Source organism: Xylophilus sp. GW821-FHT01B05, assembly GCA_038961845.1.
Classification (GTDB): Bacteria; Pseudomonadota; Gammaproteobacteria; order Burkholderiales; family Burkholderiaceae_C; genus Xylophilus.
Map to the genome: position 1 here is coordinate 4,848,493 of CP152408.1, position 25,303 is coordinate 4,873,795.

A 25,303-nucleotide genomic window follows, 5' to 3' on the forward strand; every position below is an offset into this window, starting at 1 on the left:
GTGCTGCACGCTCGGCTCAGGCCAGCACGACCACGCCGTCGGCGGCGCGCACGCCCTGCCCTTGCGGCAGCACGAAGACCGGATTGATCTCGGCCTCGACCAATCTTTCTCCAAGCTGGACCGCCATCCGCGAGAAGGCGACGATGGCATCGACCAAGGCCTCGACGTCGGCCTTGGGGCGTCCGCGGAAGCCGTCCAGCAAGGGCCAGGTCTTGAGGTCCTGCGCCATCGACAGTGCCTCGGCGCGGCCGAGCGGCTTCAAGCCATGCGCGTCCTGCGCCAGCAGCCGCATGGTGGTGTCCTTGAAGAGTTCTGCCGTCACGCCGCCCATGCCCAGCAGGATGGCCGTGCCGAGCGCATCGCGGTGCATTCCCAGGATCAGTTCCGTGCCGCCCGACACCATCTCCTGCACCAGAAAACGTTCGGGATGCACGCCGCTGCGGGTCTTCACCTCGACCGCCATGCGGCCCATGCGCTCGCCGATGGTGTCGCTGTCCAGGCCAACGACAACGCCGCCCACGTCGCTCTTGTGCGTGATGTCGGACGACAGGATCTTGAGCACGACGCGCCCGCCCAGTTCGCGCGCGGCCGCTTCGGCCTCGGCCGGAGACGCAACCACCCGCTCGGCGGCACACCGCACGCCGAAGCGCGAGAACAACTGCTTGGCCTGCGCTTCGTCGAGCGAGCCGCCAGGCAGCTCGCCGCCCTCGACCAGCAGCAAGGGCGCGCCGTCTTCCACGGGGGCGGCGAACCCTTGCACGCGCAGCATGCCCGCCAGCGCGGCGGTGCAGCTCTCGGCGGCGGTGAACGCCGGCACGCCACCTTGCGTGAGCAGTGCTCCCACTTCGGGCGCATGTGGGCTCACATACGCCATCACCGGCTTGTCGGAGTGGGGCAGGCAGTCCTGGATGGCACCGGCCAGCAGTTCGGGCATGGCCAGGCTGGAAGAGCCGACGATGATCACCAGTGCGTCGTAGCTGGCGCTTGCCAGCAGCGCGTTGATGGCGCCCCGCAGCAGGTCGGGGCGCAGCCCGGCCAGGGTCACGTCGATCGGGTTGCGGTCCAGCACCGCTTCGGTTCCCGTCTGCAACGCCCGCAGTGCATCGGCGGTGGCTGCATCGGGTGCAGGCGTATCGAAGCCGGCCACGCCCAGATCATCGGAAACCAGCGTGCCGGCGCCGCCCGTGGAGGTCAGGATGGCCACGCGCTTGCCACGCAATCGGCGGCCCGTGGTCAGCGCGGAGGGAATGTCCAGCAGGTCGGAGAAGCTCTGCGCCCGGATCACGCCCACCTGCCTGAACAGCGCGTCGTACATGCTGTCGGCGCCCGCCATGGCGCCGGTGTGCGACACCGCAGCCTTCGCGCCCGCCTCCGACCGGCCGATCTTGAAGGCGACGACGGGCTTGCCCAGGCGCGCGGCCTTCAGGCAGGCGGCGCGAAACTTGGCGGGGTCGCGCACAGTCTCGACGTACAGCGCGATCACCTTGGTGGCCGGGTCGTCGGCCAGGTGATCGATGAAGTCGGCCAGCTCCAGGTCGACTTCGTTGCTGGTGGAGATCAGCTTTGACAAACCGATGCCACGCGCCGCGGCACGCGACAGCAGCGAGCCCAGAATGCCCCCGCTTTGCGAAACCACGCCGATCCCGCCAGCCTGGAACTTGTCCATCTCCAGCGCGCCGGACGGCGACAGCACGATGTTGTCCGTGAGATTGACGAGCCCGATGGTGTTGGGGCCCAGGATGCGCATCGCGCCGGCCGCCTCGACCAGTTGCTGCTGGCGCCGCGCGCCTTCTTCGCCGGTTTCGGTATAGCCGCTGGCCAACACGATGGCCGCGGCGCAGCCTCGTGCCGATAGCTCCTTCACAGCCAGGTGCGCGCGCTCGGCGCCCAGCAGTATCACGGCAACGTCGGGCACCTCCGGCAGCGACGCGATATCGGCGTAGCACGGCAGATCGCCGATGCGGTCGACCTTGGGGTTCACCGGCATGATGCGGCCCGCAAAACCGTGCTTCTGCAGATAGGCCACGGGGCGGCCGGTGGTTTTCTTCGGGTCTGCCGAGGCGCCGATGACGGCGACGCTGCGGGGCGACAGCAGCTTGGCGATGGCGTCGTTCATGCGGTCAATCCTTGGCGGCTGTCTTGGCCAGGAATGCTTCGACCGACGCGCGGTGCTCGCTGCTGGTGTAGCAAATGCCTTGCGCCTGGCTGCCCTGTGCGAACACGTCGTGCGAAGTCAGCTCGAAGCTCTGGTTCAGGATGGTCTTGGTCAGCGCCAGCGCAGTGGAAGACGCAGAAGAAAGTTCGACCGCCCACGCCTGCGCGTCGGCAAGCAGCGTGTCCGCGCCGGTCTTGCGGTCCACGATGCCCAGCGAGACGGCTTCGTCCACCTTGACCTGGCGGCCGGTGAAGATCAGTTCCTTGGCCTTGGGCAGACCGACCCGGCGCGGCAGGAAGTACATGCCGCCGCCATCGGGAATGATGCCGCGCAGCACATAGCTCCAGGCAAAGCTCGCCCATTCGCTGGCAATGATGAAGTCGCAGGCCAACGCCGTGTCCGCACCCAACCCCGAGGCCGCGCCGTTGACGGCGGCGATCACCGGCTTGGGCATGGTGTGGAGCAGCGCCTGTACATGGTGTACGCCCTGCTGGCGATGCCAGCCGTTGAAACCGACTTCGCCGGCCGGCGCGTTCATGCGCTTTTGCATGCCGCTGATGTCGCCGCCCGCGCAGAAACCTTTGCCGGCACCGGTCAGCACCAGTGCCTTGATGGCCTTGTCCGCGGCCACGCGCCCCAGTGCGTCGGCAAACTCCGCGCGCATGTCGTCGCTCATGGCGTTGCGCTTGTCGGGGCGGTTGAAGGTGACGGTCGCCACGGCATCCGCCACTTGAAGATCGATGAAGGTGTAGGTCATGTGTTTTTCTGGCTGAGTCGGAGGCAGCCGCTTAGTCGGCCCTGATGCCGTTTTCCTTGATGAAGCGCGCCCACCGCACTTCCTCCGCGCGCACGTAGTCGTCGAGCTCGGCGGGCGCGCCAGCGTTGATCACCAGGCCTTCATGCTCGATCTTGCGCACGAAGTCAGGCGCACGCGCGGCCTTGCGGCCGGCGGCGTTGAGGCGGTCGATGACGGCAGGCGGGGTGCCGGCCGGCACGTACAAGCCGTACCAGCTCTCCACCAGATAGCCGGGCACGGTGGTAGCGATGGCCGGCACGTTCTGGAATGCGGGTGAGGGCTCGGCCGTGGTCACGCCCAGCGCACGCAGCTTGCCGCCGTCAACGAAGTTGGACACGGCCGCCGCGGTGGCGAACATCATGTCGACCTGCCCGCCCAGCAGATCGGTCAGCGCCGGCCCGGCACCGCGGTAAGGAACGTGCGTGAGCTTGACCTTCGCGAGATTGGCGAACATCTCGCCAGCCAGATGCGCGGAAGTGCCCGCACCTTGCGATGCAAAGGTCAGCTTGCCGGGATTGGCCCTGGCGCCCGCCAGCAGGTCGGCCAGGGATTTGTAGGGGCTGTAGGGCCGCACCACCAGGACATTGGGTCCGCGACCGATAAGGATGACCGGCGCGAAGGCCTTGTTGCTGCCGTAGATGAGCTTGGGCTGCAGCGCCGGGTTGATGGCGTGGGCGAACGAGGCGACCACGACGCTGTAGCCATCTGGCGCGCTCTTGGCCACGTTGTCCGTGCCGATCAACGTTCCCGCACCCGGCTTGTTGTCGATGATGACCGGCTGCCCGAGGTCCTTGGACATCTCCGCGCCCAGCGTGCGGGCGATCAGGTCGGTGCCGCCGCCGGGCGCGAAGGGCACGACGAAACGGATGGGCTTGTCGGGATAGGCGAAGGCCGTGCCGACGGCGGTGAGGCCTGCAAGAAGGAAGGCGAGCACGCGTGCTCGCCCGGTGAAAGGGGCTGCCATGGTCTGATGTCTCCAGAACTGTTTGATTTGAAAGTCCGTCACTTGCCAAAGCCGCAGCGCGTGACAACGGAACTCTAGAATCAAGCGGCCCGCAAAGGTGGCCACAATTCCACTAGCTGGAACATCGGCAGTGGATACTTGGATCCAACCCATTCACGGTGAATCGACGCGCCGCCGACCCGCAACGCCCCATGGCCGAACTTCCCAACTTCAACCTCGACCACAAGCCCGGGCGATCACCCGCCAATCGCTCGCTGGAGCGAGGCATCGAAATCCTGCGTGCGTTCCGGCCGGGCTCCGAGCTATTGGGCAATGGCGAACTGGCCGAGCGCACCGGGCTTTCCAAGTCCACGGTCAGCAGACTCACGCAGACGCTCGTGGGCGCGGGCATGCTGCAGATCGACAGCATCGAGCGCGCGTATCGGCTGGCCCCCGCTGTGCTCAGCTTGTCGCATGCGATGCGCACCGGCTCGCGTGTGCTGCAGGCAGCAACGCCGCACATGCGCGAGCTGGCCCAGCAAAAGCGCATCAATGTCGGGCTTGCCGCACCAGACCGGGACGAGATGGTCTATCTCGAGTCCATTCGCTACGCCAGGCGCGTCGCGCTCCGGCACGTGGTTTCAGGCCAGCGGGTACCGATGGAACTCACGTCGCTGGGCAGGGCTTACCTGGCGGTCGCTTCGCAAGCGCGCCGCGCCAGACTGATGGAACTGTTCGCGCAACGCCGCAGGCACTGGCGCAAGATGGAGGCTGAGATCAAACAGGCCTGGGCAGACGTGCACGCCAAGGGGTACTGCGCTGCGGCCTGGCAACCCGAGGTGGTGGCGCTGGCCACGCCACTGCAGGTGGACGACGTCATCTACGTGCTGAACGTCAGCGTCTCGACCGAGGAATCGATCGCCGCCATCTCGCAGGAGCTGGCCCCCGCCCTGCTAGAACTGGCGCAGAAGATTCTTCACACGCTGCACGTGCAGGAGCCGCGCGGCAACTGACGCCGTCACCTCACTCCACCGTCACACTCTTCGCCAAATTTCGCGGCTTATCCACATCGGTCCCCCGCGCCACTGCCGTGTGATACGCCAGCAATTGCAGCGGCACCACGTGCAGCAGCGGGCTCAAGGGGCCGTAGTGCTCGGGCATGCGGATGACGTGCATGCCTTCGGCGCGTTCGATGTGGGTGTCGGCGTCGGCCAGTACGTAGAGCACGCCGCCGCGGGCGCGGACCTCTTGCAGGTTGCTTTTGAGCTTTTCCAGCAGCGCGTCGTTGGGGGCGACGGTGACCACGGGCATGTCGCTGGTGACCAGGGCCAGGGGGCCGTGCTTCAGCTCGCCGGCGGCGTAGGCCTCGGCGTGGATGTAGGTGATCTCTTTTAGCTTCAGCGCGCCTTCCAGGGCGATCGGGTAGTGCAGGCCGCGGCCCAGGAACAGGGCGTGGTCCTTGGCGGCGAAGGCTTCGGCCCAGCCGATGATTTGCGGCTCTAGTGCCAGCACGGCCTGCAATGCGGCGGGCAGATGGCGCATGGCTTTGAGGTGCTTGGCCTCGGCCTCAGCATCCAAGTGGCCGCGTACCTGCGCCAGCGTGAGGGTGAGCAAAAACAGGCCGGCGAGCTGGGTGGTGAAGGCCTTGGTGGAGGCCACGCCAATCTCCACGCCGGCGCGTGTGATGTAGGCCAGCTTGCACTCGCGCACCATGGCGCTGGTGGCGACGTTGCAGATGGTCAGGGTCTGCTCCATGCCCAGGCTGCGCGCGTGCTGCAGCGCGGCCAGGGTATCGGCGGTTTCGCCAGACTGGCTGATGGTGACGACCAGCGTGCGCGGGTCGGGCACCGAGTTGCGGTAGCGGTATTCGCTGGCGATCTCGACCTGGGTCGGGATCTTGGCGATGTCTTCTAGCCAGTACTTGGCGGTGCAGCCGCTGTAGTAGCTGGTGCCGCAGGCCAGGATCAGCACGCGGTCGATGTCCTTGAACACACGCCAGGCACTGGCACCAGAGCCGCCGCCGTGCGGGGCCACGCCGTCGAACAGCTCGGGCACGATGCCCTCAATGCCTTCGAGCGTGTCGGCGATGGCGCGCGGCTGCTCGAAGATTTCCTTTTGCATGTAGTGGCGGTAGGGACCCAGCTCGGCCGCGCCGCTGTGGGCCAGCACGGTGCGCACCGGGCGCGCGGCGGCGTCGACCGGGCGCAGCACGCCGTCCTTGCCGCGCTGCACGATCCAGTACTTGCCCAGTTGCAGGTCGACCAGGTCGCCCTCTTCCAGGTAGACGATCTGGTCGGTCACGCCAGCCAGGGCCATGGCGTCGCTGGCCAGGAAGTGCTCGCCGCCCTGCGTGCCCACGCCCAGGATCAGCGGCGAGCCGGCGCGCGCGCCGACCACGCGGTGCGGCTCGTCACGGCAGAACACGGCAATGGCGTAGGCGCCGCGCAGCTGCACGATGGCGGCCTGCACGGCCTCGAACAAATCGCCCTCGTACAGGCTGTCGATCAGATGGGCGATGACCTCGGTGTCGGTCTGGCTGGCGAACACATAGCCGCGCGCCTCCAGTTGGCTGCGCAGCGCGTCGTGGTTTTCGATGATGCCGTTGTGCACCAGCGCGATGCGGCCGGGGCGCTCGGAGGCGCCGTCGACCTCGCCCGGGCCATGGCTGAAGTGCGGGTGGGCGTTGTGCACCACCGGCGCGCCGTGCGTGGCCCAACGGGTGTGGGCGATGCCGGTCGTGCCCTGCACCGCGCCGGCCTGGACCTGGGCCAGCAGCTCGGCCACGCGGGCCGTGCTGCGGGCGCGCTTGAGCGGGCCTTGCGGCGATAGCGCCGCCGCCGTGTCATACACCGCCACGCCGCAGGAGTCATAGCCGCGGTACTCCAGCCGCTGCAGGCCCTGCACGAGGATGGGAACGATGTTGCGCGTGGAGACTGCGCCGACGATGCCGCACATAGCAATGGCCTTGTTGACTGGAGAAGGCCCAATGCTAGGCCCAGCCCAGAAAAATTAATCAACAAAACTTAAGCGAATATGACCTAGGATTTCACGATTCACATCGCAGGCAATATTCATTCATGCAACCTCCACAAACGAACGAAATCACGCTCGACGCGACGGACTGGCGGCTGCTGGAATTGCTGCAGGAAGATGCCTCGCGCAGCAACCAGGCGCTGGCCGAGGCCGCCCATGTGTCGCCGCCGACCTGCCTGCGCCGGGTGCGCCGGCTGGTGGAGGCCGGGCTGATCGCGCGCCAGGTGGCCTTGCTGGACAGCGACCGGCTGGCGCCGCTGCTGGGCCACGGGCTGACGGCGCTGGTAGAGATTACGCTGGACGGCCAGGACGCCGCGCGCCTTGACGCCTTCGAGGCCCGCGCCGTGGCCGAGGCGGCGGTGCAGCAGTGCTACCGCGTCTCGCCCGGGCCCGACTTTGTGCTGGTGGTGCGCAGCCGCGACATGCCGGACTACCTGGCGCTGGCGCAGCGCCTGTTCCACGCCGATGCGCATGTGCGCAACGTCAAGGCCTTCTTCAGCCTCAAGTGCGCAAAGTTTGAGCCAAAACTGCCTTTAGCCCAATAGCCACGAGGGCTATTAGCTATCAATATAAGAGCATTCGCTGACGGCAGACTGCCCTACTCCGCCGTCTGCCGCAGCGTCTCTACCACCGGCCGCCGCAGCACGTCGCGCAATCCCCACCAGCCGGCCGCCAGGGCCAACACCGCGCCGGCCAGTGCGCCGGCCACGGGCACCAGGGGCGATGCGGTCCAGCTGAAGTCGAACACCCAGCGCGCCAACGCCCAGCCCACGACCACCGCCACCACGCTGGCAAGGAAGCCGGCCAGCAGGCCGACGCCGGCGAGTTCTGCGCGCTGCACCTGGCGCAGCAGGCTGGCGCGGGCGCCTACGGCACGCATGATGGCGAACTCTTTGGCGCGCTCTTCACGCGTGGCGGCAACGGCGGCAAACAGCACCACCAGGCCGGCCGCCAGCGTGAAGGCGAAGAGGAATTCCACCGCGCGTATCACCTGGTCGAGCACGCGCTGGATCTGCGCCAGGGTGCTGCCCATGTCCACGCTGGTGATGTTGGGGAAGGCGCGCACCAGGCCGTTGTCAAAGCCCGGCGTGGCCGGCGCGCGGTAGGCGGCGAGGAAGGTCACGGGCAGGTCCGGCATGTGCGCCACCGGGTACATGGCAAAGAAGTTGGCGCGCATCGAGCCCCAATCGACCTTGCGCAGCGAGGTGATTTTTGCGTCTTGCAGCGTGCCGCCAATGTCAAAGCGCAGCGCATCGCCCAGCTTCAGGCCCAGGGTTTGGGCGATGCCGTCTTCCAGGCTGATGGCGCCGGCCTCGTTGTCGGTCCAGCGACCGGCCACCACGTCGTTGTGCGGCGGGCGCTGGGCGCTGTAAGAGAGGTTGAACTCGCGATCCACCAGGCGCTGAGCGCGGTCGTCGCTGTAGTCGGTCGGGCCTACCGCCTTGCCGTTGATGGCCACCAGGCGGCCGCGGATCATGGGGTACCAGTCGTACTGCGCCACGCCGGCCGTGTGCAGCGCCTGCTGGAAGGCATCACTCTGGTCTGGCTGCACGTTGATGACGAAGCGGTTGGGCGCGTCGGGCGGCGTGGCGGCGCGCCAGCTGCCGATCAGGTCGGTGCGCAGCAGCACCAGCAGCACCAGCGCCAGCATGCCCACGGCCAGCGCGCTGATCTGCACCACGGTATAGGCCGGCCGTGCCGATATCTGGCGCGTGGCCAGCACCAGCCAGCGCGGCGCGGTCTGCTCGTTCACCGCGCGGCGCAACAGCTTGACTGCGACCCAGCCCAGCACCGCAAACAGCAGCACCGCGCCGGCAAAACCGCCGACGGCGATCAGGCCCAGTTTCAGGTCGCGGCTGGCCGCCAGCAGCAGCGCGGCAAAGCCGGCCACGCCCAGCACCAACACGCCAGCGGATGCCGGCCGTAGCCCGCCCACGTCGCGCCGTATTACCCGCAGCGGCGGCACCTGCGCCAGTTGCAGCACCGGCGGCAGGCCAAAGGCCAGCAGCAGCGTCAGGCCCACGCCAAAACCAAAGCCCACCGGCCACAGGCCGGGCTGCGGCAGCGCGGTTTCCACCAGGCCGGCCAGCAGCGCCACGAACACGTAGTGCACGGCATAGCCGATCAACACGCCCAGCGCGCTGGCAAACAGGCCGACCAGCACAAATTCGAGTGTGTAGGCGCGCGCGATGGTGCGCTGGCTTTGGCCCAGCACACGCAGCATGGCGCAGTCGTTCAGGTGGCGCGCGGCAAAACCGCGCGCGGCCAGCGCCACGGCCACGGCCGACAGCAGCGCGGCCAGCAGCGACACCAGGTTGAGGAATTGCTCGGCCCGGTTCAGCGTCTGGCGCATCTGCGGCTGGCCGGACTCCAGCGTTTCCACGCGCAGGCCGTGCACATCGGGCTGCTTGGCCGCTGCCTCGGCCCAGGTGGAAAAAGCCTTTACCGGCGCATCGGCGCCGGCCACGGCAAAGCGGTAGGTCAGGCGGCTGGCGGGCTGCACCAGGCCGGTGGCGGGCAGATCGGCCGCGTTCATCATCACGCGCGGCGCAAAGGTCAAGAAGCCGGCGCCACGGTCGGGCTCGATGGTGAGGATGCGCGCAATGCGCAGCTGCGTGTCGCCCAGCAGCAAGGGGTCGCCCATGCGCAGCTCGAGCGATTCCAGCAGCGCGGCATCGACCCAGGCTTCGCCCGGTGCGGGCACGGTGCGCGTGGCTTCATCCGGTGCGCCGGGCGCGGCCGCCACGCGCAGGCTGCCGCGCAGTGGGTAGGCCACGTCTACCGCCTTCAGCGCCACCAACCGGCTGGCGCCGCCTTGGGCGTCGGGCGCGCGGCCCATGGTGGGAAAGCCGACGGTGGTGCTGGTTTGCAGGCCAAGCGCGCGTGCGTGTTCGGCAAAGGCGGCGGGCGTGGGGTTGTCGCTGACCACCACCAGGTCGCCGCCCATCAACTGGCGCGCGTCGCGCTCCAGGCTGCCCTGCAGCCGGTTGGAGAAAAAGCCGACCGAGGTCAGCGCCGCCACGGCCAGCGTCACGGCCACGATCAGCAGCCGCAGCTCGCCAGCGCGCAGGTCGCGGCGCAGCGAGCGCCAGCCGATGGCGAGGAAGGATGTGTTCATGGCGGGACCTTAGCTGATGTGGGGCGGGTGGCGGTGGTGTGGGGACATCGTTTTTTAAAATAGATAGCACCATGCCCAGGTGAAATAACGATTTCAGACATAAAACTACCTGAACTTCAGGATATACACCGGCATGCAGCTATTTAATCAATAGCATCGACTTGGGCTAACTCTTCGCCTCCAGCCGCAGGCGCAAGGCCTCCAGCACTGGCGCGATGTCTTCGCCCACGCTGATCTGCGGGTTGGAGAAGCCGTCGTCCTTGCCGGCTTCTTCTTCGCGCTGCTGGATCACCGGCACGGCATTGGCAAAGGCCTGGCGGAAGTCGTGCGTCTTGCGCAGCTCTTCGTCAAACAGCGCGCGCCCAAAGAAGGTCAACGGCGACTTGTGGCCGCAGCCGTAAGAGGTGTGCGTCTCATCGGCGGCAGTCATCACCAGGCTGGTGGGCGTGGCCAGCGGCGCCACCCAGCCGCCCGAGTAGCAGGCCGATACGGCGATCACGCGGTTGCGGATGCCAACCCGGTCCAGCGCGGCGCGCAGCAGTTGCGGCGTGATTGGCTGCACCTGCAGCGGCCAGTGGTTGGCCGCCAGGTGGAAGTCGCCGCCGCCGTGCGACGTCAGGTAGACCACCAGCAGGTCTTGCTCGCGGTCCATGCGCGCGGCCAGCGCCTGCAGGCCGCGCTCCAGGTTCAGCGACGTGGCCCAGGGCAGCTCGTCATTGGTCTCGGCGTGGTTCAGCAATTGCAGCACGCGGCCTTCGGCATCGAAGCGCTGGCGCAGCACCTCGGCCACCATGCCGCTTTCGCGGCGAAACACGTCTTCTGCCGCATAGGGCGCAAACACCAGGCCGTATACATCGACCGTGCCCGGGCGCTCGGGCGCCAGGGCCTGCACCGCGTCCTGCCAGACCGCTTGCTGGCGCTCTATGCCTTCCTGCGACAGGTTCAGCACGGGCGCGCTCGCGGCGCTATCGACACGCGGGCGCCAGGTCTGCAGATCCATGTACAACATCGACACGGCAAACACGCCGACCAGCACTGCCGTGTAGATCACCGTCGGCACGACACGCCGCGCAAAGCGGGCCATCAACACGACCATCACGGCGAGGTGCCACAGCACCAAACCCCACTGCAAGGCCCACAGCGCCGTGGCCACAAAGCCCGTGGCCTGCGGCAGAAGCCAGCCGTGAACGCTCAGTGCCCCCAGCGCCACAAACGCGGCCTGCGCCGGCACCGCAGCGCCCACGGTCAGCGTGTACCAACTGCCCAGGCCTTGAAGGCGTGGCCCGCCGCCATCGCCACGGCCCAGGGACAGTGCCCACCAGGACACCCAGAGCAGCGGCGCCACCATCCACCACGACGCCAGCCAGACACGGCCCGAAAACGCCGCCGGCCCGACGATCCACAGCCACGTCAGGCCCAGCACCAGCAGCTCGAACGACACGGACAGCAGCAGCACCTGCAAGGGCCGCGGTGCACGGCCCGCCATGCGCGGCCGCAGGAAAAAGCCTGCGCGCAGGCCCTCCAGCAGCCAGCGCCAGGTCGGCGCATGGGTGGTCGCTGGCTGTTGGGTGTCGAGGGAGAGGCTGGCGTCGGTCATCGGATGATGATGCCATTGCGCCCAGGGAATCGCGCGATTTCCCCCACGGCGGCATCTCTCGCTAGAAGTGCCTGCCGCCGTTCTGCATTGGGACTATTGGCGCACTCTTGGATAACCCATGCACCCGGTTCGATGGCGGCCGCCTGTGCTGCCACGTGTCAGCACAGAACGCGGTCTGGATGACGGTCAGAATTTGTAGCCCACTGCGGCCAAGGCTGTGACACCGGTCTTCTCGCTTACCAGCGGGCTGTTCTTGGCCTTTTCTCCCAACTCCATGACGCTCACGGCCATGTACATCGACCAATGCTTGTCGAAATCGTGCTTCCAGTCGGCCGTCAGTGAGTACCCGTAAACGCCCGCGTCTGCCTGGAACGGGGAAAACGCAGTGCGTGCACTTTGTGCCTGGGTCACACCGAAGTAGGTTTGGTTGTAGCGGCGGTCGCCCGCATGGACGTTTGCGCCCAACGTCACAACGTCGCTTTGGTTCTGCAGCACCGTCCCCGTAAGGCCAAGGCGGTACCGATTGCCGCGCTCCTGCGCGTCTGCGAGGCGGATCACGGCTTCAGCGTTGACGGACAGCCAGGGCACGATCTGCTGCGCCACCAACAGGTTGGCGGTGGCTGCACCCTTGACGGCACCCATGCCCCTGAGCTTGTCGGAGCCGGGGCGCCAATCGCTGTCTTTTTCTGCGCGGCCGAAGTCGTAGTTCAATGCCGTGCTGACATACAGGCCCGAGTCGCTCGAATACTCCGCGCCTAGGCCGCGCATGCTGTCTGCGAAGAAAATGCCACGCGATATGCTGACCACGGGGACCGGCATGGCGACTGAGTCCTTGCTGCCCATGTATCGGGGGCCGGCCCTCACGCCCAAGCCCAGCGTGACGCTTGTCTGATCGCCGAACACGCTGGGGCTTTCAGCCTTGGTGCTTTCTTGAGCCTGGGCTTGCACCGCCGTGAGAAGCGCGCAGCCCACTGCCGTGGGCACGATGAAGGCCCGCAGGCGCCTTTGCAAAGGCTTATTGGCAAGGCCGGAAAATGCGGGAAAGAGAGGGGACATGGACGTTTCCTTGGGTTTCTACAGAGAAAATGAGATAGATGGAGTCGCCGCCAGCCCAGCATCTGTCGCGCGCCATGGCGCGGCGTCAGATGTGCGCGATCAGCGACAGCGGATAGGGCCGTTGTGGGGGGCTTACGCAGGAGCGGGCACGGTGGAGGGGCCTTGCCAGCGCGCCAGCCAACGAGACAGCCTGCTGTCGAAGAGCAGCTCATACAGCACCGGCACCATGCCCAGCGTGACGAGCGTGCCCAGCGCAAGCCCACCGATGATGGTGACCGCCATCCCCGACCACAGAGGCCCGCCAAACAGCAGCAGTGGGACCAGACCGGCGACACAGGTCAGCTTGGTCATCACGATGGGGCGCAGCCGCTGCACGGCGGAGGTGACTATCGCTTCGCGCGAGGTTCGTCCTGCATGCAATTCGGCCTCGATGCGCTCCAGCAGCAGGACCGCGTTGTTCACAATGATGCCGGCCAGGGAGAGCAGTCCGAAGTTGGCCATGAAGCCCAGCGGCTCGCCCGCGATCTTGAGTGCAGGCCCCACGCCGATCAATGCGAAGGGGATGATGGCCAGAACCAGCATCAGTTTTCGAAACGAACCGAACTGCCAGATGAAGAGGATCAGCATGGCAATAGCTGCGTGTGGCATGTACTGACTCAGCGCCGTATTGGCCTCGGCGGCATCCTCGATTTCCGCACCGAGTTCGATGCGGTAGGCCGCCGGCACATCCAGTCTTGCCACGGCGGGCGCCATACGGTCCACGACCTGTTGCGCAGTTTCTTTTTCACTGCGTCCTTGCACCGTCAGCGTGCGCGAAAGATCGCGCCGCTTTATGACGGATGGCTCAGACTCCAATGAGATGCGAGCCATTGCAGACAAGGGGACGGGCGCACCTCCTGAGCTCGGGTACACCAACGTATTGGCGAGGTCTTCGGGATGCCGGCGCTCCTCAAGCGAGCCACGCACGATCAAGGGCACCAGAGTGTCGCCATCACGCAGCATGGATACGTCGACTCCGGTGAACCGAGTGGAGAGTGATGTGGCCACGTCCTCGCTCGTGATGCCCAGCTTGCGTGCCTTTGCCTGATCGATTGCCAGGTCAATGCGTGTGACGCGCGTTCCCCAGTCATCACGGACGGCGGCCACGTCCGGGATGCTGCGAAGCGCTTGCTTCAGTTGCTCGCCAATCCGCTGCAGCACCTGCTCATCGGGGCCGGAAATTCGGTACGCAACAGTGCCTGAATCGGTAGAGCCGAGAGAGAACCGGCTCACATCCGCACGAACCTCGGGGTGCACTTCGGCCAGATAGGCCTGGGTGCGCGCAATTGAGGGCCCCACCGCATCCTTGTTCACAACTCCAACCGTGAAATAGCCTATATGCGGAGCGGACAGCGGGGGATTGAGGCCCAGGATGATGCGTGGTCCGCCGTCTGCCACGTAGCCAATGCTGGCATTGACGTCCGGGTTGACCTTCGAATCGTCAAGCCAGCGGCTGATGGCCCGTACCTTTTCCTGCATGGCGCGGGAGTCACTGCCGGGCGGAAGTTCGACCGATATCTGGTACTGCGGCCGGTCGGATTTTGGTAGAAAGCCCGCGGGCACGGAGCCCAGCAGCAACAGCGCGCCCATCAGCAATGCGCCCATGGCGGCAAGGAAGAGCGGCTTGTGATCCAGCACCCACCCAATGGCACGCCGGTACACCTGATAGAAGCGCGTCTCCCTCGCAGGCTCCGACGCCGCATGATGCGACGGCTTCAGAAAGTAGTAGCACAACAGGGGCGTGACCGTCAGGCACAGCAACCAGGAGCCCAGTAGCGCCAGCGCAAGCACGACGACAAGGGGCCGCAGGTACTCGTTGATCGACGTGTTGCCAAAGAAGAATGGAGAGAAGGCAAAAATGATGACAAGCGAGGAGGTCAGCAGCGGAATCGCCAGTGTTCTGCCGGCATTGATGCAGGCATCGCGGCGGTTCTCCCCGGACATCAGTCTGCGTTCAATGTCCTCGGCGATCACGATGCCGTTGTCGACCAGCAAACCCAGGGCGATGATGATGGCCGCCATGGACACACTGTGCAATGCGATGCCCAGCGCCTGCATCGCCAGCAGCGTCCCGAGAATCGTGAGCGGAACAATACTGCCGACGATCACGCCTGCGCGCCAGCCGAGAAACAGCACGACAACGGTCATGACGATGACTACCGTCTCCCCCATCACGTGATTCATCTTGCCCATCTCACGCTCCACCACATCGGCCTGGAACGTCACATAGTTCAGAGAAAAACCTGCGGGCAGAAGTTGCTGCAGCTCATTCACCCGCTTCTTGAGAGCGCGGCCAAACGCCTGGATGTTTTGGCCCTCACGCATAGATACGCTGAGCACCACCGCGGGGTCGCCTCGGTAGAACGCTGCAGACTCAGGCGGATCTGCGGGGAGGACTTGAATCCGTGCGATGTCGCTCAGGCGCGTGGTATTGCCGTCGCGGCTCTGAGGTGACGGAATCTTGATCAGGAAATCACGAAGCGCCTGAACTGACGCTATCTCACCGGATGCCACGAGCGCGCTGTTGATGCCGCCAAGAACCACCTGGCCTCCTGAGGCCACCACATTCTGCTGCTGAAGTTGCTGTATCACGGAAGGAACGCCGAGACCCAGACCTGCCAGTCGTTCACGGTCAAATTCGATATAGATCCGATCGTCCTGGAGCCCGTGGAAACCGATGCCCTGAACACCCGGAAGCTCGTACAGCCGGTCGCGCAATTGCTTGAGAGGTTCGCGCAATTCGCTCATGGTGTAGCCCGGCGCAGTCACCGCGATGGATGCCACGGCGACTCGGCCAAAGTCATCGTTCATCGAATAGGGCAACGTGCCGGCAGGGAACTGCGGCGACACCTCGTTCACTTTGTTGCGCACCTTCTGCCATATCTCCGGCAGGTTGTAGTAGCGCTCGTGAACCGTCACCTGCAAGAAGGCACTGCCGGTGCGCACTGTGCTCACGATGTGTTTGATTTCGGGCAACTGGCGCAAGCGTTCTTCCACCGGCCTGACCACCAGTTGCTCCATGCGCTCGACTGGAAGGCCTGGATTGGCCACGTAGATCAGGGCCTCGCGGATCGTGACGGAGGGCTCCTCCTCTGAGGGGAAGCGAAGGAATGCGAACAATCCTGCAACGAGCACAAGCGCCGTCACGAAAAAGGTCAGTCGGCTGGAGCGCAGCGCAGACTCGGTGAGCTTCATGGCTGTTGGCTCCGCAACAGCGTGGTGGGGCGGTACTCTATTGCGGCTTCACCCTCGGTGAGGAACGCTGCGCCCGCCACCACGACACGCTCCCCCTCCGACAATCCGAACGCCACAGCGACGCGGCCCTCAGGCAGCAGTTCGTCTTCGTAGCGCACTTGCCTGCGCGCCACTTTGTTCTTTGCGGGATCTAGAACGAATACTGTTCCCTGCCCCTTATTGTCAGAAGGAAGAAGCGCGCTCGCTGGCACTGACAGTTGCTCATGTGCATCCCCGGGCAAGGTCACAGAAACGACGCTTCCGCTTTTCAGGCCGTCCGTTTTCCCATTGACTCTGAAAATGGCCTGGAGCAGCGAGCCGTTCTCGCTGCGGTTCGAAATGCGTTCCAGTGTCAGGGCAAGTTTCTGCTGCCCGAGAGGAGGCCCTCCCGTCATGGCGCTCCCACGCTGCCCCGGAGCAATGCGATTGGCGATGTCCTCCGGCAGCATGACAACCAGCTCCAGCGCTTTCTGGTTTTCGATTTTCAGGACGGGCTGGTTTGCCCCAACGTCGGTGTGCGGCTCGGCTGCGCGCCCTACGATTTCCCCGTCGAAAGGGGCAACGATGCGCGATAGAGACAAGTCGCGGCGCGCCTGAGACAGGGCTGCGTCGGCAACCTGGAGTTGGCTCACTGCAACGCGATACTGGGCTCTGATTGATTCCAGCGCAGTCGCGGAAATGATGTGGTCTTTGGCCAGTGACTCGTTTTGCTGAAGCTGCGTGGTGCGCTCTTGCACGGAGGCAGCGGCGGCGGCACGATCAGCCTCGGCTTTGTCCAGGCGCCATTTGGCGGGGGTTTCGTCCAATCGCGCGAGCAGGTCGCCTGCTCGGACGCGATCGCCGACATCCACGGACATGGCTGCAATGCGTCCCGATGATTCAAAGCCGAGGTCGGCACGTTGACGCGCGCGCAGCGTGCCAACAAACGAATCGCTGGCGGCAGAGGGCGCGAAAGAGACGATCTCCAGTTTCACGGGCCTGGGTGCGGACGCCGTAGGTGCAGTTGGTTGTGAGCAACCACCGAGAAGGCCGGCCATGATGGCGATGGCCGCCACCTTGTGGCCGGCCGGTGGCTGGTGACAGCCCGCGATGACTGTCGTGAGCAGGGCGAGCGCAGCCTTGCAGATATTCGATGACATGACGAAATGCTCCGATGCGCGTGAATCAGTCGATCTGCTGCACCAGCGCTGCCAGTGCTGAACGCATAGCTGTGCGTTGTGCCGGAGTGAACTGACACAGGTTCAGCATCTCAACCAAGGCAATGCCGTCTGTGGCGACGGCGATGACGAGGGCCAGTCCTTCGTTGGAAGCCAGTTTCTGTATGTCGCGATAGCCACGCTCGTACTGCTCGCGAACCGGGCCTACCAGGTGCGGATGGTTGGCCGCCGCCGTAAGCAGATTCGCTCGCAACTGCTTTTCAGTGGGAGACATATCCAAAGCCTCATCGACCCAGGCATTCAGAAGGCTTTTGGCGGCATGGCCGACGTGCGCAGTGCGAAGCTTGTGCTGCTCGAGCATGTGCGTCACCAGCGCGCCCAAGAGTTCGTCCTTGGTCTTGAAGTGATAGATCAATCCGCCTTTGGTGACACCGGCGATTGCGGCGACGCCCTCCAGCGTCAATTCTTGGACGCCTTGGGCCGAAATGATCTCCATGGCGGCCTCGATCAGGCGTTCTTTGGCGTTTGTGCGCGGTTGAGGAAGTGACATGAAGCGGCGCTCCTTGAGTGTGTACTGTACGGACAGTATAGTTCACATCTGCCAAACATCAATGAATAGAGCACCATGTCCAAACCTCTGAAAACGTCCTGCTCGGTTGCGCTGGCACTTTCCCTTCTGGCGGGATGCAGCGCGTTCTCTCCTCCGTCGCACCCGTTACCTGTCTCGACGGGCGGCGCCCAGGCTGTCGCGGCCCTAAGTCCGATTGACGACGATCCTTGGTGGCGGACTTTTGATAGCCCTGAGCTCGACGTGTTGGTGGAGGCAGCGTTGAATGCAAATCAGGATCTGCGCGTTGCAACAGCCCGCGTAGCGCAGGCTCGCGCGCTTGTGGACGGTGCCAACGCGGAACGACTCCCACAGATCGGCATGTCCGCGGGCGGGAGTCGCGGCCGCGAATCCAGCGCAGACCAGAAAGCTGATTTGGCGTACACGGGATTCCGTGCAAGCTGGGAAGTGGACTACCTGGGTGAGAAGGCCCTTGGGCGGGCTGCCGCCCAGGGGGACGCCGCCGCAGTTGAGCTAGCCCAAAAAGCCGCAAGGATCGCGATCGCAGCTGAGGTAGCCACGGAATACTTCGACATCAGCATCTCATTGCAGCGAGAAGCTGCTGCTGCGCAGGCCCTGGATATCCTGGAGCGGCAGATCGTGGTGGCGCAGCGCCGGTTTGATGCCGGGCAATCCACCGAGATCGATGTGGATCGTCTGCGTGGCGCGCATGCGCAGGAACAAGCCGCTTTGCGACAGCTGGCAGGGCTGCGCCAGGTGAAACAGCGGCAATTGGCATTGCTGCTCGGTGCCAATGATTTGCCCTCAGGCGTCACGTTTGCCGCCGCGGCCTCAGTGCCTGTGATGGAGGCGCCAGCTCTTATCTCCATGGACCTGTTGGAGCGCCGTCCCGATGTGCAGCGTCAGGCATTTGCGGTAGAGGCTGCGGCTGCTCGGCTGGGCATGGCCAAGCGAGATATCTATCCTCGAATCCAGCTCGACTGGAGTGGCCGCAAGGAGCGGCTCGCAGCGCAAGGCACCACTGCATCTCCGGTCATCGCTATCGGCTATGGCATTTCCCTGTCCATGCCTATCTTTGATGGTGGCCGTATCCGTTCCAACATCGCTGTGCATGAAGCGCGGGCGCAGGAGTCCATGGCTGCGTATGAGAAAGCGATGCTCTCGGCACTCGCCGACGCGGACGTGGCCGTCAAACAGTTTCTGAGCGCACGGGAAAGCTCTGCCTCATTGGTGCAAGCAGAGAAGGCCCACGATCGTGCCGCAGGGCAAAGTCTGCGAATGTTCGATGCCGGCTTGGTGGACATCAATACCCTGCTGGATACCCAGAGACTCGCCATCAAGAGCCGGGATGCGCTTTTGCAGGGCACTGGGGCTCAGTGGGATGCCGCAGTCGCAGTGCGCCGCGCTTTTGCGGGAAGTGTCTAGCGCTAAGCCCCCAACGCCAGAGCGAGCTCCCGGCACTCGCCGCCTGCAAGGCAAGCAAAGCCGGGATAGCTCAAAGACCCGACCGCAGCACTCCCTCAGCCCTGCTTGGGCGCAGCGTCCCAGCCGCCACCCAAGGCCCGCACCAGGCCCACCGTGGCCTGGAAGCGCAGCGCCTGCACCTGCAGCGCCGCACGGCGGTTGCGCAGCTCGCTGCGGCGCGCGTCCAGCAGGTCGAGCTGGTTCACGTAGCCGTTGCGGTAGCGCGAGTCCGACAGCGCGGTGGCGCGGCGGGCAGAGACCACGGCGCGGTCCAGCACCTCGGCCTGTTCGCCCAGCAGGCGCAGGCCGGAGAGCTGGTCTTCCACTTCTTGGAAAGCGGTCAGCACCTGGCCGCGATAGCCAGCGGTGGCGGCGTCGAGCTGCGCGCGGGCGCTCTCGATGCCGGCCTCGCGCCGGCCGCCGTCGAACACCGGCAGCGACATCAGCGCGCCCAGGCTCCAGGCGCGGGCCGACCACTTGAACAAATCGCCGATCTCGGGCGAGGCATAGCCGCCGCTGGCGGTGAGCGAGATGCTCGGGAACCAGGCGGCCTGCGCCACGCCCAGGCGCGCCTGCGCCGCCAGCAGCGCGCTTTGCGCGGCAGAGATATCCGGCCGCCGCGCCAGCACGGTGCTGGGCACGCCGGCGGGGATGATCGGCAGTGCAATGTTCCAGGCTGTGCTTTGCAGGGCAAAGTCCGATGCCGGCTGGCCGAGCAGCACGGCCAGCGCGTGTTCCAGCTCGGCGCGGCGGCGGTCCAGCGCCAGCGCGTCGGACTCGGTGGAGGCGGCCTCGGAGCGCACGCGCACCACGTCCAGCTCGGCCACGTCGCCCGCCTCGAAGCGGCGCTCGGTCAGGCGCAGCGTGCCCTGGTAGGCCTCGACCGTCTCGCGCACCAGGGCGCGCTCGGCGTCGAGCACGCGCAGCGACAGATAGGTCTGCGCCGTTTCGGCCTGCACCAGCAGGCGCGTGCTTTGCAGCAGCGCGGCGCGCGACTCGGCGTCCAGCGCGGCGGCATCGCGCGCCTGCGCCAGGCGGCCGAACAGGTCGACCTCATAGGACAGGTTGGCGCCGGCCGTGGTGATCGTGGCCGGGGTGCTGCCGTTGGCGGTGTTGGCACCGGCCTGGCGCACCGCGCCGCCGCTCAGGCCAAGCTGCGGCAGGCGGTCGGCATTGGCGCTGCGCACCAGTGCGCGGGCCTGGGCCAGGCGCGCGGCGGCTTCCTGGATGCTGGTGTTCTGCGCGCCGGCGCGTTCCACCAGGCCATCGAGCACCGGGTCCTGGAAGGCCAGCCACCAGGTGCCGCGCGGCTGGGCCTCGGCCGGGGCGGCCTGGGTCCAGTGCGTGGGCGCATCGGTTTGCTCTTTGAACTGCGCGGGCGTGGGCACCAGCTTGGCGGTATCCACCGCCGGTGTGCTGGCGCAACCGGCCAGCACCAGGGCCGCCAGCAGCGGCACCAGCGCGGCGCGCAGGGGATGGAAGACTTGCAATTGCGTATTCATGACCAAGCCTTTCTTCTTATTCATGGAGGCCGCGCGGCGCGGCGGGCTGGGGCTGCAGGCCGCCTGCACCGTGGCCACCGGCGACGGGATGGTCGGCCGAGACAAAGGCCTCTTCGATATGCGGCACGGTGCCATGCAGCTTGAGCGGGCGGTTGCCAGCCAGGCGGCGCAGCAGCACGTAGAACACCGGCGTCAGGAACAGGCCGAAGGCGGTGACGCCGATCATTCCGGAGAAGACGGCAATGCCCATGGCCTGGCGCATTTCTGCACCGGCGCCGGTGGACAGCACCAGGGGCAGCACGCCCATGACGAAGGCCAGCGAGGTCATCAGGATCGGGCGCAAGCGCAGGCGGCTGGCCTCGATCGCGGCCTGGATCGGCGTGCGCCCGGCAAACTCCAGCTCGCGCGCAAATTCAACGATCAGGATCGCGTTCTTTGCGCTTAGCCCCACCAGCACGATCAACCCGATCTGGGTGAACACGTTGTTGTCACCGCCCGAGAGCCACACGCCCGTCATGGCCGCCAGGATGCCCATGGGCACGATCAGCACGATGGCCAGCGGCAGGGTCAGGCTCTCGTATTGCGCCGCCAGCACCAGGAACACCAGCAGGATTGCCAGCGGGAACACCAGCAGCGCAGAGTTGCCGGCCAGGATCTCCTGGTAGGTCAGCTCGGTCCACTCGAAGCTGATGCCCTGCGGCAGCGTCTCCTTGGCGATGCGCTCGATGGCCAGGCGTGCCTGGCCCGACGAGAAGCCCGGCGCCGGGCCGCCGTTGATGTCGGCGGCCAGGTAGCCGTTGTAGCGCATGGCGCGCTCGGGGCCAAAGCTGGGCTCCACCTTCATCAGCGCCGACAACGGCACCATCTCGCCCGTGATCGAGCGCACCTTGAGCAGGCCCACGTCCTCGGCCCGTGCGCGGTAGGGCGCATCGGCCTGCACGCGCACGCTGTAGGTACGGCCAAACTTGTTGAAGTCGTTGGCGTACAGGCTGCCCAGGTAGATCTGCATGGTGTCGAAGATGTCCGTCACCGGCACGCCCAGTTGGCGCGCCTTGGTGCGGTCGATGTCGGCATACAGCTGCGGCACGTTGACCTGCCAGCTGGTGAACATGCCGGCCAGCTCAGGCGTCTGGTAGGCCTTGGCCATGAAGGCCTTCACCGCAGCGTCCATCTGGTCGTAGCCGAGCGAGGCGCGGTCTTCCAGTTGCAGCTTGAAGCCGCCCGTGGTGCCCAGGCCCGCCACCGGCGGCGGCGGGAACATGACGATGAACGCATCCTGGATGCCGGCAAAGGCCTGGTTCAACTGGCCCGCCACGGCGCCGCCGCTCTGGTCGGCGCGCTTGCGCTCAGCGAAGGGCTTGAGCGTGGCAAACACGATGCCGGAGTTGGAGCTGTTGGTAAAGCCGTTGATCGACAGGCCCGGGAAGGCGAGCGTGTCTTCCACGTTGGGGTTTTGCTTCATCAGCTCGCCCATGCGGTGGACCACTTCCTCGGTGCGGTCCAGCGTGGCGCCGTCGGGCAGCTGGGCAAAGCCGATCAGGTACTGCTTGTCTTGTGCCGGCACGAAGCCGCCGGGCACTGCCTTGAACAGGCCAAAGGTGGCCGCGGCCAGCGCCAGGTAGATCACCATCATCAGCGCCTTGCGTCCGATGACGCGGCGCACGCCGCCGCTATAGGCCTCGGAGCCACGGTGGAAGCCCTTGTTGAAGCCACGGAACAGCCAGCCAAAGGCGCGGTCCATGCCGCGCGTGAGCGCGTCCTTGGGCTCGTCGTGGCCCTTGAGCAGCAGCGCGGTCAGCGCCGGTGCAAGCGTGAGCGAGTTGATGGCCGAGATCACGGTCGAGATCGCGATGGTCACCGCAAACTGCTTGTAGAACTGGCCGGTCAGCCCGCTGATGAAGGCCAGCGGCACGAACACCGCCACCAGCACCAGCGCAATCGCGATGATGGGCCCCGACACCTCGCGCATGGCGCGGTAGGTGGCCTCGCGCGGGTTCAGCCCGGCTTCGATATTGCGCTCGACGTTCTCCACCACCACGATGGCGTCATCCACCACGATGCCGATGGCCAGCACCAGCCCGAACAGGCTCAGTGCATTGATCGAGAAGCCCAGCACATGCAGCACGGCAAAGGTGCCGATCACCGACACCGGCACGGCCAGCAGCGGAATGATGGAGGCGCGCCAGGTCTGCAGGAACAGGATCACGACCAGCACCACCAGCAGGATGGCTTCCAGCAGCGTGTGGATCACCGATTCGATCGATGCGCGCACGAACTGCGTCGGGTCATAGGCGATGCGGTATTCCACGCCCTCAGGCATGTTCTTCTGGATCTCGTCCATGGTGGCACGCACGTTGGCCGAGATGTCGAGCGCATTGGAGCCTGGCGCCTGGAATATGCCCATGCCCACGGCCTGGTCGTTGTTGAGCAGCGAGCGCAGCGAGTAATCGGCCGCACCCAGCTCCAGCCGGGCGATGTCGCGCAGGCGCGTCACCGCACCGTCGCTGCCGGTCTTGACGATGATGTCGCCAAACTCTTCTTCGCTCTGCAGGCGCCCTTGCGCGTTGATGGACAGTTGCATGTCCACGCCCGACTGGCCGGGCGATGCGCCGACCACGCCGGCCGCGGCCTGCACGTTCTGGCCACGGATGGCCGCCACCACGTCGCTGGCCGACAGGCCGCGCTGCGCCACCTTCTGCGGGTCCAGCCAGACGCGCATGGAGTAGTCGCCACCGCCAAAGATCTGCACTTGGCCCACGCCCTGGATGCGCGCCAGCCGGTCCTTCACGTTCAACACTGCGTAGTTGCGCAGGTAGTTGATGTCGTAGCGGTTGTTGGGCGAGACCATGTGCACCACCATGGTCAGGTCGGGCGCGCTCTTGACGGTGGTGATGCCCAGGCGGCGCACCTCCTCCGGCAGGCGCGGCTCGGCCTGCGAGACACGGTTCTGCACCAGTTGCTGCGCCTTGTCCGGGTCGGTGCCCAGCTTGAAGGTCACGGTCAGCGTCATCACGCCGTCGGTGGTGGCCTGGCTGCCCATGTAGAGCATGCCTTCGACACCGTTGATCTGCTCTTCGATCGGTGTGGCCACCGTCTCGGCGATCACCTTGGGGTTGGCGCCGGGGTAGGTGGCGCGCACCACCACCGAAGGCGGCGACACCTCGGGGTACTCGGACACCGGCAGGCCGCGCAGCGCGATCAGGCCGGCGATCACCATCAGCACCGACAGCACGCCGGCGAAGATCGGCCGGTCAATAAAGAATTTCGATAGATTCACGGGGAGCTTTCTTCTTCAGCGACGCAATCAGGATTGCGCCGCGGTCTTGCGCGAAGGCGCCGCCTGCGCCGTGGCGTCCATGGCCACGGCCTTTGGTGCCAGCAGCGCGCCGGGGCGCACATGCTGCAGGCCGTTGACGACCACGCGCTCGCCGGCCTTCAGGCCGCTGGTGACCACGCGCAGGCCCTCGGCCGGGGCGCCCAGCGTGACTTCGCGGTATTCGGCCTTGTCGTCGGCATTGACCACCATCACAAACTTCTTGTTCTGGTCGGTGCCGACCGCGCGCTCGCTCACCAGCAGCAGTTGCGCGCTGTGCACCTGGCCCATGCGCACGCGGGCGAACTGGCCGGGGATCAGGGCACCGTCGGCGTTGTCGAAGGCGGCGCGCACGCGCACCGTGCCGCTGCGGGCATCGACCTGGTTGTCGATCAGCTGCAGCCGGCCGGTATAGGGCGTGTCGTCCATGCCGACCGTGCCCATGCGCACGGGGATGCGGTCGATCTGCGTACGGGCGCCGGCGCCGCCGGGCAGGTCTTTCAGCGCGCGGCTGACCACTTGCTCGTCGGCGTCAAAGCTGGCGTAGATCGGGCTCACCGACACCAGCGTGGCCAGCACCGGCGCGCTGGGGCCGGCGGCCACCAGGTTGCCTTCAGTGACCTCGCGCCGGCCAATGCGCCCGGCCACCGGTGCCCGCACCTGGGTGTAGGACAGGTTCAGGCGCGCCACCTGCAGCGAGGCCTGCGCGGCGCGCAGGTCGGCCTGGGCCTCCAGCGCGCCGTTCTGGCGCTCGTCGAACTCGCGCTGGGCAATCGCGCGGTCGTCCCACAGGCGCTGCGAACGTGCCTGCTCGCTGCGTGCCTGGGCCACGCGGGCCTCGGCGGCGGCGACCTGGGCAGCGGCGCGCTCCACCTCGGCGGCGAAGGGCGCGGGGTCGATGGTGAGCAGCAGGTCGCCCTTCTTCACCAGCGCGCCTTCACGAAAGTGCAGCGACTGGATGGCACCTGCTACACGCGAGCGGACCTCCACACGCTGCACCGCCTCCAGCCGGCCGGAGAACTCGTCCCACAGCGCCACCGGGCGCTCGGCCACGGTGGCCACGGTCACGGGCACGGCGGCCGGCGCTTCCGCCGCTACGGCCTGGCCCTCCGTGCCGCTGCCTGGCATGCCGAACAGGGCAGACACCACGGCCGCCAGCGCGGTCAGGCCGGTTACCGCCGGCCACAGGCCGCGGCGCAAAACAGAAGGGGTCGAAGCGTTCATGGGATTTCCTCCGGGAATATGAGAATTGAGTAAAAGAAAAAATTGGGCTATTGCAGACGCAAGTCGCCGATGCGACAAGTCTAGGAATGAGGGGCTGGGGCGCG

General features: G+C 66.1%; 16 protein-coding genes. 3 read left to right on the forward strand and 13 right to left on the reverse strand.

The window, feature by feature from the left end; all coding sequences use genetic code 11:
• Positions 1-16 precede the first annotated feature (16 nt).
• The 3 genes from AAFF27_22705 to AAFF27_22715 are packed head-to-tail and all read right to left on the reverse strand — an operon-like array spanning position 17 to position 3,915.
• Positions 17-2,116 carry an acetate--CoA ligase family protein gene (locus AAFF27_22705; GenBank protein ID XAH22772.1) on the reverse strand — a complete coding sequence of 700 codons (2,100 nt, stop codon included), beginning with the start codon at positions 2,114-2,116 and terminating at the stop codon, positions 17-19.
• A gap of 4 nt (positions 2,117-2,120) precedes the next feature.
• Entirely contained in the window at positions 2,121-2,912 is a 792-nt protein-coding gene (locus AAFF27_22710; protein XAH22773.1) for an enoyl-CoA hydratase/isomerase family protein, read from the reverse strand.
• 31 nt (positions 2,913-2,943) lie between these two features.
• The gene (locus tag AAFF27_22715) at positions 2,944-3,915 is read right to left on the reverse strand and encodes a tripartite tricarboxylate transporter substrate binding protein (protein ID XAH22774.1); all 972 of its coding nucleotides are present in this window, start codon (positions 3,913-3,915) and stop codon (positions 2,944-2,946) included.
• 191 nt (positions 3,916-4,106) lie between these two features.
• Between AAFF27_22715 and AAFF27_22720 the strand changes: the two genes are divergently transcribed.
• A complete protein-coding gene (locus AAFF27_22720; protein XAH22775.1) occupies positions 4,107-4,907 on the forward strand; it encodes an IclR family transcriptional regulator in 801 nt (266 codons plus the stop codon).
• Between the two features lie 10 nt (positions 4,908-4,917).
• On the opposite strand, the gene glmS is transcribed toward AAFF27_22720, so the two are convergent.
• Positions 4,918-6,849, reverse strand: coding sequence for a glutamine--fructose-6-phosphate transaminase (isomerizing) (glmS, locus tag AAFF27_22725; GenBank protein ID XAH22776.1), 1,932 nt, complete (start codon positions 6,847-6,849; stop codon positions 4,918-4,920).
• Between the two features lie 122 nt (positions 6,850-6,971).
• On the opposite strand from glmS, the gene AAFF27_22730 reads away from it, so the two are divergent.
• Complete coding sequence (locus tag AAFF27_22730) at positions 6,972-7,472, forward strand: Lrp/AsnC family transcriptional regulator (GenBank protein ID XAH22777.1); 501 nt, start codon at positions 6,972-6,974, stop codon at positions 7,470-7,472.
• Between the two features lie 53 nt (positions 7,473-7,525).
• Here the strand turns inward: AAFF27_22730 and AAFF27_22735 are convergent, their stop codons facing one another.
• The 6 genes from AAFF27_22735 to AAFF27_22760 form a co-directional block, all read right to left on the reverse strand.
• Entirely contained in the window at positions 7,526-10,045 is a 2,520-nt protein-coding gene (locus AAFF27_22735; protein ID XAH22778.1) for an FtsX-like permease family protein, read from the reverse strand.
• Positions 10,046-10,211: 166 nt separating this feature from the next.
• A complete protein-coding gene (locus AAFF27_22740) occupies positions 10,212-11,642 on the reverse strand; it encodes a C13 family peptidase (protein XAH22779.1) in 1,431 nt (476 codons plus the stop codon).
• A gap of 186 nt (positions 11,643-11,828) precedes the next feature.
• The gene (locus AAFF27_22745; protein XAH22780.1) at positions 11,829-12,698 is read right to left on the reverse strand and encodes a MipA/OmpV family protein; all 870 of its coding nucleotides are present in this window, start codon (positions 12,696-12,698) and stop codon (positions 11,829-11,831) included.
• Positions 12,699-12,830: 132 nt separating this feature from the next.
• Positions 12,831-15,932, reverse strand: coding sequence for an efflux RND transporter permease subunit (locus AAFF27_22750; protein ID XAH22781.1), 3,102 nt, complete (start codon positions 15,930-15,932; stop codon positions 12,831-12,833).
• Positions 15,929-17,110, reverse strand: coding sequence for an efflux RND transporter periplasmic adaptor subunit (locus tag AAFF27_22755; GenBank protein XAH22782.1), 1,182 nt, complete (start codon positions 17,108-17,110; stop codon positions 15,929-15,931). Before AAFF27_22755 ends, AAFF27_22750 begins: the two co-directional genes overlap by 4 nt.
• A 25-nt stretch (positions 17,111-17,135) precedes the next feature.
• Complete coding sequence (locus AAFF27_22760; GenBank protein XAH22783.1) at positions 17,136-17,678, reverse strand: TetR/AcrR family transcriptional regulator; 543 nt, start codon at positions 17,676-17,678, stop codon at positions 17,136-17,138.
• 75 nt (positions 17,679-17,753) lie between these two features.
• On the opposite strand from AAFF27_22760, the gene AAFF27_22765 reads away from it, so the two are divergent.
• Positions 17,754-19,121: a TolC family protein gene (locus AAFF27_22765; GenBank protein XAH22784.1), complete on the forward strand. Its 1,368-nt coding sequence runs from the start codon at positions 17,754-17,756 to the stop codon at positions 19,119-19,121.
• A 95-nt stretch (positions 19,122-19,216) separates the two neighbouring features.
• On the opposite strand, the gene AAFF27_22770 is transcribed toward AAFF27_22765, so the two are convergent.
• The 3 genes from AAFF27_22770 to AAFF27_22780 are packed head-to-tail and all read right to left on the reverse strand — an operon-like array spanning position 19,217 to position 25,199.
• Complete coding sequence (locus AAFF27_22770; protein ID XAH22785.1) at positions 19,217-20,662, reverse strand: efflux transporter outer membrane subunit; 1,446 nt, start codon at positions 20,660-20,662, stop codon at positions 19,217-19,219.
• A 16-nt stretch (positions 20,663-20,678) separates the two neighbouring features.
• Positions 20,679-23,939: an efflux RND transporter permease subunit gene (locus tag AAFF27_22775; GenBank protein XAH22786.1), complete on the reverse strand. Its 3,261-nt coding sequence runs from the start codon at positions 23,937-23,939 to the stop codon at positions 20,679-20,681.
• A gap of 27 nt (positions 23,940-23,966) precedes the next feature.
• Positions 23,967-25,199: an efflux RND transporter periplasmic adaptor subunit gene (locus AAFF27_22780; protein XAH22787.1), complete on the reverse strand. Its 1,233-nt coding sequence runs from the start codon at positions 25,197-25,199 to the stop codon at positions 23,967-23,969.
• Positions 25,200-25,303 lie beyond the last annotated feature (104 nt).

What these genes read in the sequence shown, in the direction of transcription:
- AAFF27_22710 (XAH22773.1), bottom strand. Translation starts at nt 2,912, where the DNA reads ATGACCTACACCTTCATCGATCTTCAAGTGGCGGATGCCGTGGCGACC.
- AAFF27_22705 (XAH22772.1), bottom strand. Translation starts at nt 2,116, where the DNA reads ATGAACGACGCCATCGCCAAGCTGCTGTCGCCCCGCAGCGTCGCCGTC.
- AAFF27_22770 (XAH22785.1), bottom strand. Translation starts at nt 20,662, where the DNA reads ATGAATACGCAATTGCAAGTCTTCCATCCCCTGCGCGCCGCGCTGGTG.
- AAFF27_22735 (XAH22778.1), bottom strand. Translation starts at nt 10,045, where the DNA reads ATGAACACATCCTTCCTCGCCATCGGCTGGCGCTCGCTGCGCCGCGAC.
- AAFF27_22740 (XAH22779.1), bottom strand. Translation starts at nt 11,642, where the DNA reads ATGACCGACGCCAGCCTCTCCCTCGACACCCAACAGCCAGCGACCACC.
- AAFF27_22745 (XAH22780.1), bottom strand. Translation starts at nt 12,698, where the DNA reads ATGTCCCCTCTCTTTCCCGCATTTTCCGGCCTTGCCAATAAGCCTTTG.
- AAFF27_22720 (XAH22775.1), top strand. Translation starts at nt 4,107, where the DNA reads ATGGCCGAACTTCCCAACTTCAACCTCGACCACAAGCCCGGGCGATCA.
- AAFF27_22715 (XAH22774.1), bottom strand. Translation starts at nt 3,915, where the DNA reads ATGGCAGCCCCTTTCACCGGGCGAGCACGCGTGCTCGCCTTCCTTCTT.
- AAFF27_22765 (XAH22784.1), top strand. Translation starts at nt 17,754, where the DNA reads ATGTCCAAACCTCTGAAAACGTCCTGCTCGGTTGCGCTGGCACTTTCC.
- AAFF27_22780 (XAH22787.1), bottom strand. Translation starts at nt 25,199, where the DNA reads ATGAACGCTTCGACCCCTTCTGTTTTGCGCCGCGGCCTGTGGCCGGCG.
- glmS (XAH22776.1), bottom strand. Translation starts at nt 6,849, where the DNA reads ATGTGCGGCATCGTCGGCGCAGTCTCCACGCGCAACATCGTTCCCATC.
- AAFF27_22750 (XAH22781.1), bottom strand. Translation starts at nt 15,932, where the DNA reads ATGAAGCTCACCGAGTCTGCGCTGCGCTCCAGCCGACTGACCTTTTTC.
- AAFF27_22730 (XAH22777.1), top strand. Translation starts at nt 6,972, where the DNA reads ATGCAACCTCCACAAACGAACGAAATCACGCTCGACGCGACGGACTGG.
- AAFF27_22755 (XAH22782.1), bottom strand. Translation starts at nt 17,110, where the DNA reads ATGTCATCGAATATCTGCAAGGCTGCGCTCGCCCTGCTCACGACAGTC.
- AAFF27_22760 (XAH22783.1), bottom strand. Translation starts at nt 17,678, where the DNA reads ATGTCACTTCCTCAACCGCGCACAAACGCCAAAGAACGCCTGATCGAG.